At 65.8% G+C, this 16,063-nt stretch carries 19 protein-coding genes; 12 read left to right on the forward strand and 7 right to left on the reverse strand.

Features of this window, described 5'->3' with window-relative positions; genetic code table 11:
* Positions 1-7 precede the first annotated feature (7 nt).
* The 7 genes from QNI11_RS03550 to urtA form a co-directional block, all read right to left on the reverse strand.
* Positions 8-1,462, reverse strand: a complete 1,455-nt coding sequence (locus tag QNI11_RS03550; RefSeq protein WP_198521823.1) for a methyl-accepting chemotaxis protein — start codon at positions 1,460-1,462, stop codon at positions 8-10.
* A 124-nt stretch (positions 1,463-1,586) separates the two neighbouring features.
* Positions 1,587-2,285, reverse strand: a complete 699-nt coding sequence (gene urtE, locus QNI11_RS03555) for an urea ABC transporter ATP-binding subunit UrtE (RefSeq protein WP_100927826.1) — start codon at positions 2,283-2,285, stop codon at positions 1,587-1,589.
* 64 nt (positions 2,286-2,349) lie between these two features.
* The gene (gene urtD / locus QNI11_RS03560) at positions 2,350-3,090 is read right to left on the reverse strand and encodes an urea ABC transporter ATP-binding protein UrtD (RefSeq protein WP_100927825.1); all 741 of its coding nucleotides are present in this window, start codon (positions 3,088-3,090) and stop codon (positions 2,350-2,352) included.
* Positions 3,087-4,268, reverse strand: coding sequence for an urea ABC transporter permease subunit UrtC (urtC, locus tag QNI11_RS03565; protein ID WP_100927824.1), 1,182 nt, complete (start codon positions 4,266-4,268; stop codon positions 3,087-3,089). The genes urtD and urtC overlap by 4 nt, the downstream gene beginning before the upstream one ends.
* Positions 4,265-4,498, reverse strand: coding sequence for a hypothetical protein (locus QNI11_RS03570; RefSeq protein ID WP_283982371.1), 234 nt, complete (start codon positions 4,496-4,498; stop codon positions 4,265-4,267). Before QNI11_RS03570 ends, urtC begins: the two co-directional genes overlap by 4 nt.
* A gap of 5 nt (positions 4,499-4,503) precedes the next feature.
* The gene (urtB, locus tag QNI11_RS03575; protein ID WP_283982372.1) at positions 4,504-6,429 is read right to left on the reverse strand and encodes an urea ABC transporter permease subunit UrtB; all 1,926 of its coding nucleotides are present in this window, start codon (positions 6,427-6,429) and stop codon (positions 4,504-4,506) included.
* Between the two features lie 114 nt (positions 6,430-6,543).
* Complete coding sequence (gene urtA / locus QNI11_RS03580) at positions 6,544-7,833, reverse strand: urea ABC transporter substrate-binding protein (protein WP_283982373.1); 1,290 nt, start codon at positions 7,831-7,833, stop codon at positions 6,544-6,546.
* Positions 7,834-8,270: 437 nt separating this feature from the next.
* Here urtA and QNI11_RS03585 point away from each other — a divergent pair, with 437 nt between their 5' ends.
* From QNI11_RS03585 to ureG, 12 genes are all read left to right on the forward strand, one after another.
* The gene (locus QNI11_RS03585; RefSeq protein ID WP_283983479.1) at positions 8,271-9,047 is read left to right on the forward strand and encodes an urease accessory protein UreD; all 777 of its coding nucleotides are present in this window, start codon (positions 8,271-8,273) and stop codon (positions 9,045-9,047) included.
* A 4-nt stretch (positions 9,048-9,051) separates the two neighbouring features.
* Complete coding sequence (locus QNI11_RS03590) at positions 9,052-9,354, forward strand: urease subunit gamma (RefSeq protein ID WP_283982374.1); 303 nt, start codon at positions 9,052-9,054, stop codon at positions 9,352-9,354.
* Between the two features lie 56 nt (positions 9,355-9,410).
* Complete coding sequence (locus tag QNI11_RS03595) at positions 9,411-9,581, forward strand: peptidase M23 (RefSeq protein ID WP_283982375.1); 171 nt, start codon at positions 9,411-9,413, stop codon at positions 9,579-9,581.
* Positions 9,578-9,883 carry an urease subunit beta gene (locus QNI11_RS03600; protein WP_283982376.1) on the forward strand — a complete coding sequence of 102 codons (306 nt, stop codon included), beginning with the start codon at positions 9,578-9,580 and terminating at the stop codon, positions 9,881-9,883. Before QNI11_RS03595 ends, QNI11_RS03600 begins: the two co-directional genes overlap by 4 nt.
* A gap of 44 nt (positions 9,884-9,927) precedes the next feature.
* Positions 9,928-10,743 carry a cyclase family protein gene (locus QNI11_RS03605; protein WP_283982377.1) on the forward strand — a complete coding sequence of 272 codons (816 nt, stop codon included), beginning with the start codon at positions 9,928-9,930 and terminating at the stop codon, positions 10,741-10,743.
* Positions 10,743-11,138 (forward strand): carboxymuconolactone decarboxylase family protein, encoded by a 396-nt coding sequence (locus QNI11_RS03610; RefSeq protein ID WP_100927816.1) that lies wholly within the window; start codon positions 10,743-10,745, stop codon positions 11,136-11,138. The genes QNI11_RS03605 and QNI11_RS03610 overlap by 1 nt, the downstream gene beginning before the upstream one ends.
* A gap of 83 nt (positions 11,139-11,221) precedes the next feature.
* Positions 11,222-11,545, forward strand: a complete 324-nt coding sequence (locus QNI11_RS03615; protein ID WP_283982378.1) for an antifreeze protein — start codon at positions 11,222-11,224, stop codon at positions 11,543-11,545.
* 90 nt (positions 11,546-11,635) lie between these two features.
* Entirely contained in the window at positions 11,636-13,396 is a 1,761-nt protein-coding gene (gene ureC / locus QNI11_RS03620) for an urease subunit alpha (RefSeq protein WP_283982379.1), read from the forward strand.
* A gap of 332 nt (positions 13,397-13,728) precedes the next feature.
* The gene (locus QNI11_RS03625; protein WP_283982380.1) at positions 13,729-14,316 is read left to right on the forward strand and encodes a hypothetical protein; all 588 of its coding nucleotides are present in this window, start codon (positions 13,729-13,731) and stop codon (positions 14,314-14,316) included.
* Positions 14,313-14,780, forward strand: a complete 468-nt coding sequence (locus tag QNI11_RS03630; protein ID WP_283982381.1) for an urease accessory protein UreE — start codon at positions 14,313-14,315, stop codon at positions 14,778-14,780. Before QNI11_RS03625 ends, QNI11_RS03630 begins: the two co-directional genes overlap by 4 nt.
* Complete coding sequence (locus QNI11_RS03635) at positions 14,770-15,408, forward strand: urease accessory protein UreF (RefSeq protein WP_283982382.1); 639 nt, start codon at positions 14,770-14,772, stop codon at positions 15,406-15,408. Before QNI11_RS03630 ends, QNI11_RS03635 begins: the two co-directional genes overlap by 11 nt.
* A gap of 5 nt (positions 15,409-15,413) precedes the next feature.
* A complete protein-coding gene (ureG, locus tag QNI11_RS03640) occupies positions 15,414-16,016 on the forward strand; it encodes an urease accessory protein UreG (protein ID WP_198521879.1) in 603 nt (200 codons plus the stop codon).
* Positions 16,017-16,063: the final 47 nt, after the last annotated feature.

Genomic DNA, 16,063 nt, shown 5'->3' on the forward strand with positions numbered 1-16,063 from the left:
GCCCGGATCAGGCCGCCCGTGACGTTGCGCTGACCGTCGCCGGAGCGTCGAGTTCCGGCACCTTCAGCTTGATGAGGATCGTCTGCAGCCCGGTCGCCTCCTGCCGCATCCGTTCCGTCGCGGTCGTCGTCTCGTCGACCATGGCGGCGTTCTGCTGCGTGACCATGTCCATCTGCGCGATGGCCGCGTTGACCTCGCTCAGGGCCGTCGACTGCTCGCGCGAGGCAGAGGCGATGTCCGTTGACAATTGCGCCACGTGGTCGAAGTTCTGGACGATGGTCTGAAGCGTCTCTGCCGCGCGCTGGATCAGGTCCACGCCAGAGCCCACTTCCTGCGAACTGGCCGAAACGAGGTCCTTGATCTGCTTGGCCGCGTCGGAGGCATTGCCGGCCAGCACGCGGACCTCTTCGGCGACGACGGCAAAGCCGCGTCCGGCGGAGCCTGCGCGCGCCGCCTCAACCCCTGCATTCAGCGCAAGGAGGTTTGTCTGGAACGCGATGTCGTCGATCATGCCGATGATCTGCGTGATCCGGTCGGAGGAGGTCTGGATACGGCCCATTGCCTCCGAGGCCTCGGCCACCGTGGCGGCGCCTGCCTCTGCCGTGCGGGCCGCGTCGTCGGCCACGGACTTCGCCCGGTTTGTGTTGTCGGACGATTGCCGGACGTTTTCTGTCAGCTCGTGGATCGCCGCCGCCGTTTCCTCCAGCGATGCCGCCTGGCTGGCCGTGCGGTTCGACAGGTCGGAGGTGCCGGTGTTCACGTCGGAAATCATGCCGAGCAGGCTGTCCATCGTCGCCGACACCTGTGCCAGCGTCTGTCCGAGCTTGAACGTCGCCTCGTTCAGCTTGCGCCGCACCGGATCGAAGGTGGCGGGGAAATCGCTTGTCTCAGCCGATGGGATCACATGCGTCAGGTCCCCGGCGGCCATCTTGTCGATGGCGGTGTTGATGTGCTGGAAGGCGCAGGTCTGTTCCTCGGCGAGGACCATGAAGGTCGTCTCCACCACACGCTCGATATCGAGTGAGAAGGCGCGGACCAGCACGCCGATCTGGTTGCGGATCAGGTCCACCGAACGCCCGCGGAATCCGATGCGGCACTTCTTCAGGAAGATCGACACCAGATCCGACGTCGCCTGTGAATAGGACGCCATGTAGAATTCGAGCGGCAGCTTGATCCGCGCATGTGTTCGGCCGATCCGCTCGATCGAGGCGAAATACTCGGCGTCGAACTGCGCGGTCAGGATACGTTCCCAGTGCTTCTTCTGGGCTGACCGGGCAAAGGCCATGCGGTCGGGCCCGTCGAAGAAAGCAGCCGTTTCGGGATTGGCCGTCGCCCGGGCGTAGAAATTTTCCAGCACCGTGTCGAGTTCCGGCAGGAGGAGCACGCCAGCCTTGATCAACATCTCGCGGTGTTCGCCGTCAAGCTGGTAAGTCTTCAGTTTGGTTTCAAAATCGTGGGTCATCTCTTGTCCGTCCCCTTCGCTGGAGGTGACCCAAGGTGAACCCAAATCCATTAACAAGCCGTCGCCCGGAGCGGCTGCGCGACCGCCAATGTCCCTTGCATTTAAGGCGAATGCCGGCGCGAGATCAGACCGATACCTTGGCCAGAAGCTCGTCGCGATCCGTATCCGCGCGGGTGGCGTTATGGATCACACGGCCCCGTTCCAGCGCGACGAAATGGTCGCCCAGCTCATAGGCGAAATCGAAGAACTGCTCGACCAGAACGATGGCCATGTCTCCCTTTGACCGCAGGTATTTGATCACCTCGCCGATCTGCTTGATGATGTTGGGCTGGATGCCCTCGGTCGGTTCGTCCAGCAGCAGGAGCTTCGGCTGCGCGATCATCGCGCGGGCGATGGCGAGCTGCTGTTGCTGGCCCCCCGACAGGTCGCCACCGCGGCGGTTCAGGAAGCTCTTCAGTATCGGGAAAAGCTCGAAGATTTCGTCTGGAATTGTCCATTGATCCTTTGGGATGCAGGCATACCCGGTTTCGAGGTTCTCGCGCACCGTCATCAGGGGGAAGATGTCGCGGCCCTGCGGCACGTATCCGATTCCCGCGCGGGCGCGCGCCTGCGGCGGGGTGGAGGGCGGCACGTCCTGACCGTTCAGGATCATCGTGCCGCCGGAGCGCGGATGCGTGCCGGAGATCGCCTTCAGGAGCGAGGTCTTGCCCACCCCGTTGGTGCCCATCAGGCAGGTGACCGCGCCGGGCTTCGCCTCCATCGAGATGTCGTAGAGGATCTGGCTGTGACCGTAGTGCAGGGTCAGGTCGGAAAGCGTGAGCATGGGCTGTCCTGTCAGTGCGGGCCGTGGAAGGCTTGGCGGTGTGGCGCGGGGCGGGGCATCGGCCTCAGCGCCCGAGGTAGACTTCGATGACCTGCGGGTCGGAGGTCACGTGGTCGATGGAGCCTTCGGCCAGCACCGACCCTTCGCACAGCACGGTGACCTTGCAGCCGAGGCGGCGGATGAACTCCATGTCGTGCTCGACGACGACGACGGCGCGGGTCTTGGCGGCCTCGACCAGCATCTCGGTGGTCTTTTCGCGCTCTGCCGGGGTCATGCCGGCGGCGGGTTCGTCGACCAGCAGCAGACGCGGTTCCTGGGCCAGCAGCATGCCGATCTCCAGCCATTGCTTCTGGCCGTGCGACAGCTCGCCCGCGATGCGGTTCAGGCTGTCCGACAGGCCGGTGCGTTCGGCGATCTCCTCGATCCGCTCGGCACCCTGCCTGGTCTTCTTGTAGAACAGCACGTCGAAGGGGCCGCGCGGGTTCTTCAGCGCCATGGCGAGGTTCTCGCGCACGGTCTGGGCCTCGAAGACGGTGGGTTTCTGGAACTTGCGGCCCACGCCTTCGCGGGCGATCTGGCTTTCGGACATGCCGAGCAGGGAGATGTTCTTGTCGCCCCAGATCACCCGGCCCTCGTCGGGCTTGGTCTTGCCGGTGATGATGTCCATGAAGGTGGTCTTGCCCGCGCCGTTCGGCCCGATGATGGCCCGCATCTCCGGTTCGCCGATCTGGAAGGACAGGTTGTTGATCGCCTTGAACCCGTCGAAGGAGACGGAGACGCCGGACATTTCGAGAAGGGTGCTCATGATTTCCTCACGATCTTGTCGACCAGCCCGCCAAGGCCCTGCGGGGCGAAAAGGGTCACGGCCACGAAGGAGAAGCCGAGCAGCACCAGCCACCAGTCGGTCCACTTGACGGTGTAGAACCCGAGGTTGATGTCGGGCGCGCCGCCGCCGGTGAACCAGCTCGACAGGAGCGTGACGAAGACGGTACCCAGCACGGCGCCGTAGAGGCGTCCGCGCCCGCCGATGGCCACCCAGACGGCAAGGTAGATCGACGCGATGGGGGCGATCTCGGCCGGGTTCACGATGCCCGCCTGTGGATAGTAGAGGGCGCCCGCGATGCCCGAGACCACGGCAGTCAGGGTGAAGACGAAGAGCTTGTAGCTTTCCACGTGGTAGCCGAGGAACCGTACCCGCCGCTCGTCGTCGCGGATCGCGCGGATGACGGAGCCCATCTTGCCCGAGGTCACGAAGGCGAAGAGCACGTAGCCCAGACCCAGCGCCAGCGCGGAGGCCCAGAGGAAGTAGACGGAGATGACGCTTTGCGGCACGTCCGTCGCGCCGGGGATGTTCTGCAGGCCCGACAGGCCGTTGTTGCCGCGCAGGCCGCTGTCGTTCTGGAAAAGGTAGAGCGACAGCGCCAAGGTCATCGCCTGGGTCAGGATCGACAGGTAGACGCCGGTGACGCGCGACCGGAAGGCCAGCCAGCCGAAGACCAGCGCCAGGAGGCCGGGCACGACGATGACCATCAGGAGCTGCAGCGGCAGCGAATGCGCGAAGGCCCAGATCGGCGGGAATTCCGACGCGCCGACGACGCCGAAGATCTGCGAGGCGATGGCGTCCGAGATCTCCTGCCCGGTGGGCGGAATGACCTGGTTCGACATGGAGCGAGCCACGATGGTCTCGGTCCGGGCGTACATCAGCCACATGCCGATGGCGTAGCCGCCGATTCCGAAGAAGGCGAAGTGTCCGAGCGAGAGGATGCCGCAGTAGCCCCAGACCACGTCCATGGCGATGGCGATCAGGCAGAGGCAGAGCGTCTTGCCCAGCGTCTTCACGAAGGAGGTGGAGATCAGGCCGGTGCCGAAGGCCTCGGAGGTCACCGTCACGACGAGGGTGAACAGCCCGAGGATGGCGATGAACCAGAGGATCGAGGGGTTCTGAGCGAAGAAGCTGCGGTGTGTCGGTCGGGCTTTGGTCATGTATCGGCTCCGCGGTCGGCGGGGGAGGTGTTGCGCCCCGGCAGGCCGGGCCGCCCGGGGGCGGCCGCGCGATGCGCGGCCGTTAGGGGCTCTGCCCCTCTGCCTGCGGCATTCACCCCGAGGTATTTCAGCCAAGATGAAGGCGCCTGGAGCGGCGTGTCCTCGGGTGCGTCGCCGAAGACCGCGGTGACGGGGTAGCCGGGCGGGACGGAGGTGAAGAGGGAGCGCATCGTGATCAGTCTCCTGCCGCGCGGCCCTTGAGGGCGACGATGCCCTTGGGACGGAACTGGATGAAGAGGATGATGAAGAGGATCATGTAGGTTTGCGCCGCCAGCGTGTTGGACGGGTTGAACCACTCGATGCCCTTCTGCAGGATGCCGATGAGGCCGGCGCCCGCAAGCGTGCCCCAGACGTTGCCGACGCCGCCCACGACCACGGTCATGAAGGACTGCACGATGTAGTCGGAGCCCATTTCCGAGGTCACCTTGGCATAAAGGCCGATGGCCACGCCGGCGATGCCCGCGATGCCGGAGCCCAGGCCGAAGGTCATCATCTTGATGCGGTCGGGATTGATGCCCATCGACGCAGCCATGCGCGGGTTCTGGGTGACGGCCCGGACCTCGAGCCCGAGGCGGGTCTTCTTCAGGATGAAGAGGAGCAGGCCGAGGAACATCAGCGCCAGCACGAAGATCGCGATGCGGATGTAGGAGATCGCGATGACCTCGTTGATCTGCCAGGCGCCATCGAGCCAGGAGGGCGAGGTCAGCGGGCGGGCCTGCGTGCCGAAGATGTTCTTGGCGAGCTGCTGCAGCGCGATGGAGATCCCGAAGGTCGCGAGCAGGGTTTCCAGCGGGCGATGGTAGAGCCAGCGGATCACCAGCCGCTCCATGGCGACGCCCGCGGCAAACGTGATCGCGAAGGCCAGCGGCAGGGCCACGATCAGCGACACGGTATAGTTCGGGATGAACTGCTGGACCACGTAGCCGGTGTAGGCGCCCATCATGATGAATTCGCCATGGGCCATGTTGATGACACCCATGACGCCGAAGGTGATGGCGAGCCCGATGGCGGCGAGGAAGTAGATCGAGGCCAGGGACAGCGCGTCGAGCGCGAGGTCGGCGGTCTGGCTGGCGGCGACACGGGTCTGCACCCCGGCCTGCGCCTCGTTCGCGGCGTCGGTGATCGCCTTGTTGTCCTCTCGGTAGGTCTCGTAGATCGTCCAGCTGGCGAGCGTGGCGTCGATGCCCTCGGGGGTGGCGCGCGGCGGCAGGGCGCCTTCGGTGGCGAGGCGGTCGTAGGCCTCTTCGCGGGCGGCCTGGGTGTTCAGCGTGTTGATCGAGACACCGGCGATCTTGTTGTCCTCGACCTGCGTTTCCAGCGCGGACCTCAGTTGCGAGGCGCTCAGGATCGGCGGCAGGTCGGTTTCCTCGCCGATCATGGCGTAGGCCTGTTCGCGCCTCAGATCCGATCCGATCTCCAGGACGCGGGCGACGTTGGCATCGTCGGGCACCTCCTGCGCGATCTCCGTCTGGGTTGCGAGGATCTGCGACAGAACGGCCCGCCCGTCGACGGAGAGGTCGTCGGAGAGGGAGGTGATCGCCTCGATCCGCGCTTCGTCGTTTTCGCCGTAACGCGCGGCGAGGTAGTTCATCAGCCGTTCCTTGCGGCGCTTGAGGGCGGGGTCGGGTTCGTCCTCGATGGACCGGGCGAGGGGCTCCATCTGCGAGGGATCGAGGTTGCGCGATATGGCGTCGAGCGCGTCGCGGCGGCGGACGATGTCGGGATCGGAAAGCTGGAACTGCACCAGCGCCTCGGAGATCACCTTGCGGACGCCGCCGTTGGGCTTGATCTGGTCGAGGGAGGCAAGCTCTACCTCGGGCACGGGTTCGGCGGTGGCCACGTCCAGCACGGTCTTCTTGCGGACGATGTAGAACGTGCCGTCATCTGCGACCCAGACCTGCTTGTCCCGCAGGCTTTCGAGGAACACCGGAACGGAGGGCAGGCCGGAAGCGGTCAGCGCCTCAAGCGCGGGGCCGACCTTGGTGCGGGAGGGCTTGGCCAGCTCTGCCTGGTGCTCCTGCAGGATCGACTGGAGGTCCTGGGCATGGGCTGTTGCGGGCAGTCCGAGCAACAGGAGAACCGCGAGGAGGGCACGAAGCATGGCGAGCGCCTGTATATGGGGAAGATCGGGAGACATGGCGGGGTCAGTGCCCCGCCATGCCGGCGTACTGTCCGGATGGCGTGCGGCGCGCGTGGCGCCGCCGCTGTCAGGAGATCAGTAGTTGGACTTGATCTGCACGCAGGTGGAGGTCTCGGTGTTGTACATGCCGCACTGGAGGTCTTTCCAGTCGGACTCGAGCACCGCGGATTCCGGCAGGAAGTCGGTCCAAGCATCGCCCGGGACCGGCTCGGTCGAGGAGATGATGTCGAACTGGCCATCTGCACGGATCTCGCCGATCAGGACCGGCTTGGAGAGGTGGTGGTTCACGCCCATCACGGCGGTACCGCCGGTCAGGTTCGGGAATTCCTGGCCCCACATCGCTTCGCGCACGGCGTCTACATCGGTGGTGCCGGCCTGCTCAACCGCGTTCACCCACATGTTGAAGCCGATGTAGTGGGCTTCCATCGGGTCGTTGGTCACGCGCTTCTCGTCGCCGATGAAGGCATGCCACTGCTCGATGAACTCGGCGTTGGCCTCTGTGTCGGCGGACATGAAGTAGTTCCACGCAGCGAGGTGGCCGACGAGGTTGGAGGTATCCAGACCCGACAGTTCCTCTTCGCCCACGGAGAAGGCGACGACCGGGATGTCGTCGGCAGAGATGCCTGCCGCGGCCAGTTCCTTGTAGAAGCCGATGTTGGCGTCGCCGTTGATGGTCGAGATCACGCCGACCTGCTTGCCGTCTTCACCCAGCGCCACGACATCGGACACGATGGTCGCCCAGTCCGAGTGGCCGAAGGGGGTGTAGTTCACGAAGATGTCCTCCGCGGCGATGCCCTTGTCCTTCAGGTAGGACTCGAGAATGTTGTTCGTGGTGCGCGGATAGACGTAGTCGGTGCCGAGCAGGGCGAATTTCTCGACGCCCAGTTCCTCGAGGAAGTAGTCCACGGCCGGGATCGCCTGCTGGTTCGGCGCGGCGCCGGTGTAGAACACGTTCTTGGAGCTCTCTTCGCCTTCGTACTGCACCGGGTAGAACAGCAGGCCGTTCAGTTCTTCGATCACGGGCAGCACGGACTTGCGCGACACGGAGGTCCAGTTGCCGAAGATCACGTCCACATTGTGAACGGTCAGCAGCTCGCGCGCCTTTTCGGCGAAGAGCGGCCAGTCGGAGGCAGGGTCGACCACGACGGCTTCGAGTTCGCAACCCAGCACGCCGCCCTTTTCGTTCTGCGCGGCCACCAGCATTTCCATGGTGTCCTTCAGGGTCGTCTCGGAAATGGCCATGGTGCCGGACAGCGAGTGGAGGACGCCGACCTTGATCGGCTCTGCGCAGTCCTGCGCGGAAGCAGTGCCGGCAATGATCGCCGTGGTGGCAGCACCGGCGAGAAGTTTGGTGAATCTGTTCATTCTTGTCTCCCTGCGAAGGTGTCCCTCGGCGCGGCAAGGCGCGCTCCTGTCCCTCGCGTTCCTGTTGCATCCCGTGCGGCAGCGTGATCGAGGCGATGATCCTGGGCTTTCGCACGCCCTCTGAAGCCCGACGAAATCCGTCACATCTGCAGGGGCAGCGTCACTTGGGGGCGCGAGACGATGTTCGGTCAATCACGGCGCGGGTGACGCATGGTGAATCGCTAGGTGTGCTCATGAAATGACCTGATATTTGGGGGAGTGATCAAAATGTGTGCGGAATTTCGGGGTCGGTTGCCAAAATTTTGGGGAATCGTTGTTCTGACAGCCGGATGGCGTCTACGAATTGTGCAAGTGGAAGACGGGGGACCCGCGTGACATTTTATCAGCGCGAGGATGTGGAGGCGCCCGCAAGCGCCCCGAACGCCCAGCCGAGGGCGGTGGGCGATCTCGTGCTGTCGGCCAAGTCGCGGAGCGGTGTCTCTGCCATCGACCGGCTGCGGACGTCCGGCTGCCTGAAGACGCTGTTTCCGCGCAATGCCGAGGCCGTCGAGGCCATCCTGATCAACACCTCCGGCGGGCTGACCGGCGGGGACCGCCTGGCGCAGGTCGCGGAGGCAGGCGCCGGCGCCCGCCTGACGCTGACCACCCAGGCGGCGGAGCGGGCGTATCGTTCGGCCTCCGGCTGGGCGCGGGTCGATACGCGGCTGACGGTGCAGGCGGGCGGCCGGATCGACTGGCTGCCGCAGGAACTGATCCTTTTCGAAGGCGCCCGGCTGCAGCGCAGCCTGCGCGCCGATCTGCATGGCGACGCCCGCCTGTTGCTGGTGGAGCCGGTGATCTTCGGGCGCGCGGCCATGAGCGAACGGCTGCACGACGCAGCGCTGCGCGACCGGATCGAGATCCGCCGCGACGGCGTGCCGCTCTATTCCGATGCGGTGCGGCTTGAAGGCGACCTGACCGTGCAGATGGCGCGGCCCGCGGTGGGCGGCGGCGCCGGTGCCATGGCCTGCATTGTATACGTCGGTGCGGATGCGGAGGGGCGGCTGGCCCAGCTCCGGTCGCATCTGCCCATAACCGGCGGCGCTTCCCTCCTGCGCCCCGACGTGCTTGTGGCGCGCGTGCTGGCCGAGGACGGCTTCACGCTGCGCAAGACCCTTCTGCCCGCGCTGGACCTGCTGTCCGGCCACGGGCTGCCCGTATCATGGAGACTTTGACGGCATGCAACTGACCCCCCGCGAAAAGGACAAGCTTCTGGTGGCCATGGCCGCCGAGGTGGCACGCAAGCGGCTGGCCCGCGGTGTGAAGCTGAACCACCCGGAGGCCATCGCGCTGATCACCGACGCGGTCGTCGAAGGCGCGCGCGACGGCCGTTCCGTGGCCGACCTGATGCAGGCCGGGGCAGAGGTCGTCAGCCGCGAGCAGTGCATGGAAGGCATCGCCGAGATGATCCACGAGGTGCAGGTCGAGGCGACCTTTCCCGACGGGACCAAGCTGGTGACGGTGCACAACCCGATCCGCTGAGCGGGCGGCGGGCGTCGATTGAGTATTTGGAAAGCAGAGAAACAGGGGACATCGAGATGAAGACAGCAATGGGACTGGCGGCAACGGCCGCGATGGTGGCGGCGCCCGCAGTGGCACATGAGGCCGGAGCGCACATGCACCCGCATGGGTCCGAGGGCTGGCTGGCCATGACGGCAGCCGCGGTTCTGGTGGTCGCGGCGCTCATCGTGGCGCGGTGGACCAGATGATCCCCGGAGAGCTGTTCCCCGCCGAGGGCGAGATCGTCCTGAACGCGAACCGCGAGGCGATCACGATCATGGTCGCGAACACCGGCGACCGGCCGGTTCAGGTGGGGTCGCACTACCATTTCGCGGAGACCAACCCGGCGCTCGACTTCGACCGGGAGGCGGCGCGGGGCATGCGGCTCGACATCGCGGCGGGGACCGCGGTGCGGTTCGAGCCCGGTCAGCGGCGGGAGGTCAACCTGATCCCCATCGGCGGGTCGCGCCACGTCTACGGATTCAACCAGAAGGTCATGGGCGCCCTCTGAAAGGGCGTAACCGGCCTCATACCACCAACCGGGAGTACCAAGTCATGTGCAACGCCTGCCTGATCGAGAACGTGCGGAAGTCCGCCTTTTCCCGACGCGATTTCTTTCGCCGTAGCGCCGCGGCGGGGGTGGCCGCCGTCGCCGCCGGTGCGGTGACCGCGCGGCCGGCGCTGGCGCAGTCGTCGGGGAAGGTCGTCGACCTTACATGGACGCTGACGCCCGAGTTCCCGACTTTCGACGGCAACCCAGGCATCATGTTCGAACCGGACAAAGATTATGCCGCGGACGGCTACAAGATCTGGAAGGTCACCTTCTACGAGCATTCGGGCACGCACATCGACGCACCGGCGCATTTCGCGGAAGGCGCGGATTCGGTCGACGAACTGGCGCCCGAGAGCCTGATGTGCCCGCTCTGCGTGGTGGACATCACCGCGAAGGCCGCCGAGGACCCGAACGCCATGGTCGAGGCCGAGGACATCGAGGCCTGGATCTCGGCCAACGGCGACATTCCCGAGGGCGCCTGCGTGGCGATGAACTCAGGCTGGGAAGAGAAGATGGGCAGCGACGCCTATCGCACCGACGCCGAAGGGAATTTCGCCTTCCCGGGGTTCGCGAAGTCCGCGACCGACATGCTGCTGGAAATGGGCGCGGCGTCGATCGGGGTGGACACGCTGTCGCTCGACCCCGGCAACTCCGCCGACTTCGCCGTGCACTATTCCTGGCTGCCCGCCGGGCGCTACGGGATCGAGAACCTGAAAGGGCTGGGCCAGTTGCCGGCCACTGGCGCGACGCTGTTTGTCGGCGCGCCGAAGCACGAGGCGGGGACGGGCGGCCCGGCGCGCGTGCTGGCGGTCGTCTGATGGCGGTTGTTCCCCTCCTGTCCGACGAAGACCTGTCGGAGACGGCCCGCGCTGTCTTTGACGACATCCGCCGCGTGCGGGGGACCGACTTCGTCAATAACTTCTGGCGCGCGCTGGCCAACGACCCGCCGCTCTTGCAGGCGACCTGGGAGCGGCTGAAGGTGGTGATGGCGCCCGGGGCGCTCGACCCGCTGACGAAGGAGATGATCTATGTCGCCGTCTCGGCTGCGAACGGCTGCGAATACTGCTGCCATTCGCACAGCGCCGCCGCCAAAGCGAAGGGCATGACCGAAGAGATGCATGGCGAGCTTCTGGCGGTGATCGGAATGGCCATGCAGACGAACGGGATCGTCAACGCGTTGCAGGTCCCGGTCGACGAGGCGTTCAAGGCATGACCGGGGGCGTGAGTGGGAGGTATGTCAACGCTGCAGGGAGCGCGCGCCGCAGCCTCTCTGCCTTTACCTACAGGAGCATTTTCGTGCAGTCCTCTTCCCCGCTCACCTGTTATCTCCGCGTCGCGGAACGTCAGGCCATGCTGGCCCTCATGGCGGCCGAGGCCTCGGCTGTCATCACCATGCGCACGCTCGGCTTCATGGGCATCTGGTCGGTGCCTGCGTCCGAGAACACGCGCATGGTCTCGGAAAAGCAGGCCGCGATGGTCGAGGCCGGGCACGGGATGATCCGGGCGGCGTGGCGGGGCGAGGCGCCGGACGCGGTCTATGACGCCGTGGTGCTGCCGTTCGACAGGGCCGCCCGGGAAAACCGGCGCCGGCTGTCGCGAAGAGGATTCCGGCGGCCCTGAGGGGGACGCCTTGCGGCCGGTGAGACCGGAAAGAACAAGCCGCCGGGGCGCCTTGCGTGGGCAGACCGGCGAACGAGGGAGATTACAGGAATGCCGACGTCCATCAAACGCGCAGACTATGCCGCCATGTTCGGTCCCACCACCGGGGACCGCCTGCGCCTGGCCGACACCGATCTGATCATCGAGGTCGAACGCGACCTGACCGCCGAAGCCGTGGGCGCCGCGGTCAGCGGTGGCAGCGGCGCCAACGCCGCAGTCTATGGTGAAGAGGTCAAGTTCGGCGGCGGCAAGGTGATCCGCGACGGCATGGGCCAGAGCCAGGTCACCCGGGCCGAGGGCGCTGTCGACACCGTCATCACCAACGCGATGATCGTCGACTGGACCGGCGTCTACAAGGCGGACGTGGGGCTGAAGGACGGGCGCATCGCGGCCATCGGCAAGGCGGGCAACCCGGACACCCAGTCGGGCGTGAACATCATCGTCGGCCCCGGAACGGAGGCCATCGCGGGCGAAGGGCGCATCCTGACGGCAGGCGGGTTCGACAGCCACATCCACTTCATCTGCCCGCAGCAGATCGAGGACGCTTTGCACTCCGGCCTGACCACCATGCTGGGCGGCGGCACCGGCCCCGCGCATGGTACGCTTGCCACCACTTGTACGCCGGGGCCGTGGCACCTTGGCCGTATGCTGCAGGCGGCGGATGCCTTTCCGATGAACCTCGCCTTTGCAGGCAAGGGGAACGCGTCGCTGCCTGCTGCGCTGATCGAGCAGATCAAGGGCGGTGCCTGCGCGCTGAAGCTGCACGAGGACTGGGGCACCACCCCCGGCGCCATCGACTGCTGCCTCTCGGTGGCGGACGACTGGGACGTGCAGGTGATGATCCACACCGACACACTGAACGAGAGCGGCTTTGTCGAGAACACGGTGAAGGCCATGAAGGGCCGCACCATCCACGCCTTCCACACCGAGGGCGCGGGCGGCGGGCACGCCCCCGACATCATCAAGATCTGCGGCGAGTCGTTTGTGCTGCCGTCCTCGACCAACCCGACGCGGCCCTTCACCGTGAACACCATCGAAGAGCACCTCGACATGCTCATGGTCTGTCACCACCTCGACAAGTCGATCCCCGAGGACGTGGCCTTTGCCGAAAGCCGCATCCGGCGCGAGACCATCGCCGCCGAGGACATCCTGCACGACATGGGCGCGTTCTCGATCATCGCGTCCGACAGCCAGGCCATGGGCCGTGTCGGCGAGGTGCTGATCCGCACCTGGCAGACCGCGGACAAGATGAAGAAGCAGCGCGGGCGGCTGTCGGAGGAGAAGGGCGATAACGACAACTTCCGCGTCCGCCGTTACATCGCCAAGTACACGATCAACCCGGCCATCGCGCATGGCATCGCGCACGAGATCGGCTCCATCGAGGCGGGCAAGCGCGCGGACCTTGTGCTCTGGAACCCGGCGTTCTTCGGCGTGAAGCCCGAGATGGTGCTGATCGGCGGGACAATCGTCTGCGCGCAGATGGGCGATCCGAACGCGTCGATCCCGACGCCGCAGCCGGTCTATTCGCGCCCGATGTTCGGCGCCTACGGCCGCAGCGTCGAGAACTCTGCCGTGACCTTCGTGTCGGAAGCCGCGCAGTCGGAAGGGATCGGGGCGTCGCTTGGGCTCGCGAAGTCCACCGTGGCGGTGCGCAACACCCGCGGCATCGGCAAGGCGGACCTGAAGCTGAATGACGCGACCCCGAAGATCGAGGTGAACCCGGAAACCTACGAAGTGCGCGCGGACGGCGAACTGCTGACGTGCCAGCCGGCGACCGAACTGCCGATGGCACAAAGGTATTTCCTGTTCTGACGTGCCGGGCGGAAGGTCAGGGCCGCCGGTCGCTGCCAGTCATCGCGGAACGCGGCGGCATGTGCACCGCGGCGTCCCGCCTGTCGTTTGCAGGGTGCGATCCGGACCCTTGCGGGCAGTAGACGGGCTCTCGCCCGGACAGCTCGACATGGAGTTCCTTGATCATCTGCATGCGCTCCCGGATGGAATCCAGGGAGGTGGAGATGCGGGATATGATTTGCCTGTTGCCCATGCGAAACTGGTTAAGTCGATGGGGTAAAAACTTGGTTATCAAATCGAACAAGACGCGCGTTTTTCCATCGGCCAGAGGCACGCGCGGCAGGAGAATACCGATGCGAATCTTGGGCTTGGTGGCAGTGTTGCTGGTCGCGGGGCCGGTGGCGGCGGAGTGTCCGGTGGCCGCGGACCTCGAGACAGGCATCCGGTTCGACGTGGACGAGGGCGACAGCGAGGTCTTTCGCAGCCTGCGCCCTGGCGTGGTCGAAGCGATCTACTCGCACGCCGACGGCGGCGCCACGCGTACGCTGCTGGGGCAGGGGGTCTACCTTCTGGAGCTTGTGGAGATGGCGGGCAAGGAACCGGATCCGTCGACCCGCATGACCTATGCCTTCCCGCAGAACGCCGAGGACCTGCCGCGGCCCGTGCCCGGCTCGACCGCCCAGTTCGAGCTGCTGCGCAACGAGAACGGCAGCCTCGAGCGCGAAGTGCAGTCCTACGACTTCGGACCACAGGCCCGCGCGACCTTCGGCGCCTGTACCTACGACATGATCCCCATCGAGATCCGCTATTCGGAGGACGACTCCAACACCGTGGATCTGCTGCATTATCTGCCGGAACTGGGCATCGCCTATTTCGCGGGCAGCACCTATGACGGGACTACCGACCGCTACAGCTATCACCGGATCGAGGCAGTGAAATGAATGATATCCCCGTGGCACAGATCCTGAAACGCGGAGAGGGCGCAGGCGCCCCCGAGACCGTGGTTCTGGATTATGACGGCCGCTTTCTGCGGCGAAAACGGCTGGTGGCCGAGAGCGGCCTGGCCTTTGTGGTCGACCTGGAAAAGACGACGTCTCTCGACGATGGCGATGCGCTGGAGCTGGGCGACGGACGGCTTGTGGCGGTGAGGGCCGCGGCCGAGGAGGTGCTGGAAATCCGCGGTCCGCTGGCGCGTCTGGCCTGGCACATCGGCAACCGCCACACGCCCTGCCAGATCCTCGATGACCATCTTGTGATTCAGCGTGATCCGGTGATCCGCCACATGCTTGAACACGTCGGCGCCGAAGTGCGCGAAGCCGTGCGGCCGTTTACCCCGGAGGGCGGCGCCTACGGGCATGGCCGTACCCACAGCCACGAACACGGCCACACCGCCCATGCCCATTGACCCCCGGCTCCTGACGGTCGCGCAATGGCTGTCGCCGTCCTACCCCTTGGGATCGTTCGCCTTTTCCCAGGGGCTGGAGCGGGCCTGCGCGGACGGCCACGTGCACGATGCCCGGTCGCTGGAGGCCTGGCTGCGCGACGTGGTCGAGGTGGGCAGCGGACGGTCGGACGCGGTCTGGATCGCGCGGGCATGGCACGAGGACCTGCCGCTTGCCGAACTGGACGCGCTGGCGCGGTCCTACATGCCCTCCTCCGACCGCCTGAGGGAGGCGGAGCGGCAGGGCGCGGCCTTTGCCCGGATCACCTCTGACGTCTGGCAGATCGAGGTGCCCGCGGTGGTGCTGCCGGTCGCCCTGGGCCATGCCGCGCGCCGCGTGGGGCTGGAGCTTGGGCCGCTGCTCATCCTTTATCTTCAGGGGGTTGTGAGCAACCTCGTGGCCTGCGGGCAACGGCTGATGCCGCTGGGCCAGACCGATGCACAACGGATCGTCGCCGCGCTGTCGGCGCCCTGCGTCGCGGTGGCGGAGACCGTCGTGACAGAGGGCGGCGAGATCTGGTCGAACAGCTTCATGGCGGATATCGCCTCCATGACACACGAGACACTGGACGTAAGGATTTTCCAATCGTGACAACCATGAACGGGCCGCTTCGCATCGGGATCGGGGGACCGGTCGGTGCGGGCAAGACGACGCTGACCGCCCGCCTCGCGGAGCGTCTGAAGAACGATTATTCGATCGGGGTCATCACCAACGACATCTACACGCAGGAGGACGCAGAGGCGCTGATGCGCATGCAGATCCTGCCGATGGACCGGATTATCGGTGTGGAAACAGGGGGTTGCCCGCATACGGCGATCCGAGAGGATGCGTCGATCAACCTGGCCGCGGTGGCGGAAATGGTAGAGCGGCACCCGGAGGTGGAGGTCGTCCTGATCGAATCCGGCGGCGACAACCTAAGCGCCACCTTCTCGCCGGAACTGGCGGATTTTACCGTCTATGTCATTGATGTTGCTGCCGGAGAAGAGATCCCGCGCAAGGGCGGGCCTGCTATCCGGCGCTCGGACCTGCTGGTCATCAACAAGACCGACCTTGCGCCTTACGTAGGGGCCTCGCTCGACGTGATGCGTGAGGATGCCACCCGGGTCAGGGACGGTCGTCCCTTTATCTTCACCAGCCTGCGGCAGGGCACCGGGGCTGATGACGTTGTTCAGCAGATCCAGGCACTTACCGGGATCTAGACCCAGGCCTTACAGCGAAGCCCAGTCGGTGAAACGCCACGACTTGG

Source organism: Sagittula sp. MA-2 (assembly GCF_030126985.1).
In the GTDB taxonomy this organism is placed as follows: domain Bacteria; phylum Pseudomonadota; class Alphaproteobacteria; order Rhodobacterales; family Rhodobacteraceae; genus Sagittula.

Bases quoted from the DNA above. Each gene is read 5' to 3' on its own strand.
- QNI11_RS03550 (WP_198521823.1), bottom strand. From the start codon at position 1,462: ATGACCCACGATTTTGAAACCAAACTGAAGACTTACCAGCTTGACGGC.
- urtE (WP_100927826.1), bottom strand. From the start codon at position 2,285: ATGCTCACGCTTTCCGACCTGACCCTGCACTACGGTCACAGCCAGATC.
- urtD (WP_100927825.1), bottom strand. From the start codon at position 3,090: ATGAGCACCCTTCTCGAAATGTCCGGCGTCTCCGTCTCCTTCGACGGG.
- urtC (WP_100927824.1), bottom strand. From the start codon at position 4,268: ATGACCAAAGCCCGACCGACACACCGCAGCTTCTTCGCTCAGAACCCC.
- QNI11_RS03570 (WP_283982371.1), bottom strand. From the start codon at position 4,498: ATGCGCTCCCTCTTCACCTCCGTCCCGCCCGGCTACCCCGTCACCGCG.
- urtB (WP_283982372.1), bottom strand. From the start codon at position 6,429: ATGCTTCGTGCCCTCCTCGCGGTTCTCCTGTTGCTCGGACTGCCCGCA.
- urtA (WP_283982373.1), bottom strand. From the start codon at position 7,833: ATGAACAGATTCACCAAACTTCTCGCCGGTGCTGCCACCACGGCGATC.
- QNI11_RS03590 (WP_283982374.1), top strand. From the start codon at position 9,052: ATGCAACTGACCCCCCGCGAAAAGGACAAGCTTCTGGTGGCCATGGCC.
- QNI11_RS03595 (WP_283982375.1), top strand. From the start codon at position 9,411: ATGAAGACAGCAATGGGACTGGCGGCAACGGCCGCGATGGTGGCGGCG.
- QNI11_RS03600 (WP_283982376.1), top strand. From the start codon at position 9,578: ATGATCCCCGGAGAGCTGTTCCCCGCCGAGGGCGAGATCGTCCTGAAC.
- QNI11_RS03605 (WP_283982377.1), top strand. From the start codon at position 9,928: ATGTGCAACGCCTGCCTGATCGAGAACGTGCGGAAGTCCGCCTTTTCC.
- QNI11_RS03610 (WP_100927816.1), top strand. From the start codon at position 10,743: ATGGCGGTTGTTCCCCTCCTGTCCGACGAAGACCTGTCGGAGACGGCC.
- ureC (WP_283982379.1), top strand. From the start codon at position 11,636: ATGCCGACGTCCATCAAACGCGCAGACTATGCCGCCATGTTCGGTCCC.
- QNI11_RS03625 (WP_283982380.1), top strand. From the start codon at position 13,729: ATGCGAATCTTGGGCTTGGTGGCAGTGTTGCTGGTCGCGGGGCCGGTG.
- QNI11_RS03630 (WP_283982381.1), top strand. From the start codon at position 14,313: ATGAATGATATCCCCGTGGCACAGATCCTGAAACGCGGAGAGGGCGCA.
- QNI11_RS03635 (WP_283982382.1), top strand. From the start codon at position 14,770: ATGCCCATTGACCCCCGGCTCCTGACGGTCGCGCAATGGCTGTCGCCG.
- ureG (WP_198521879.1), top strand. From the start codon at position 15,414: ATGAACGGGCCGCTTCGCATCGGGATCGGGGGACCGGTCGGTGCGGGC.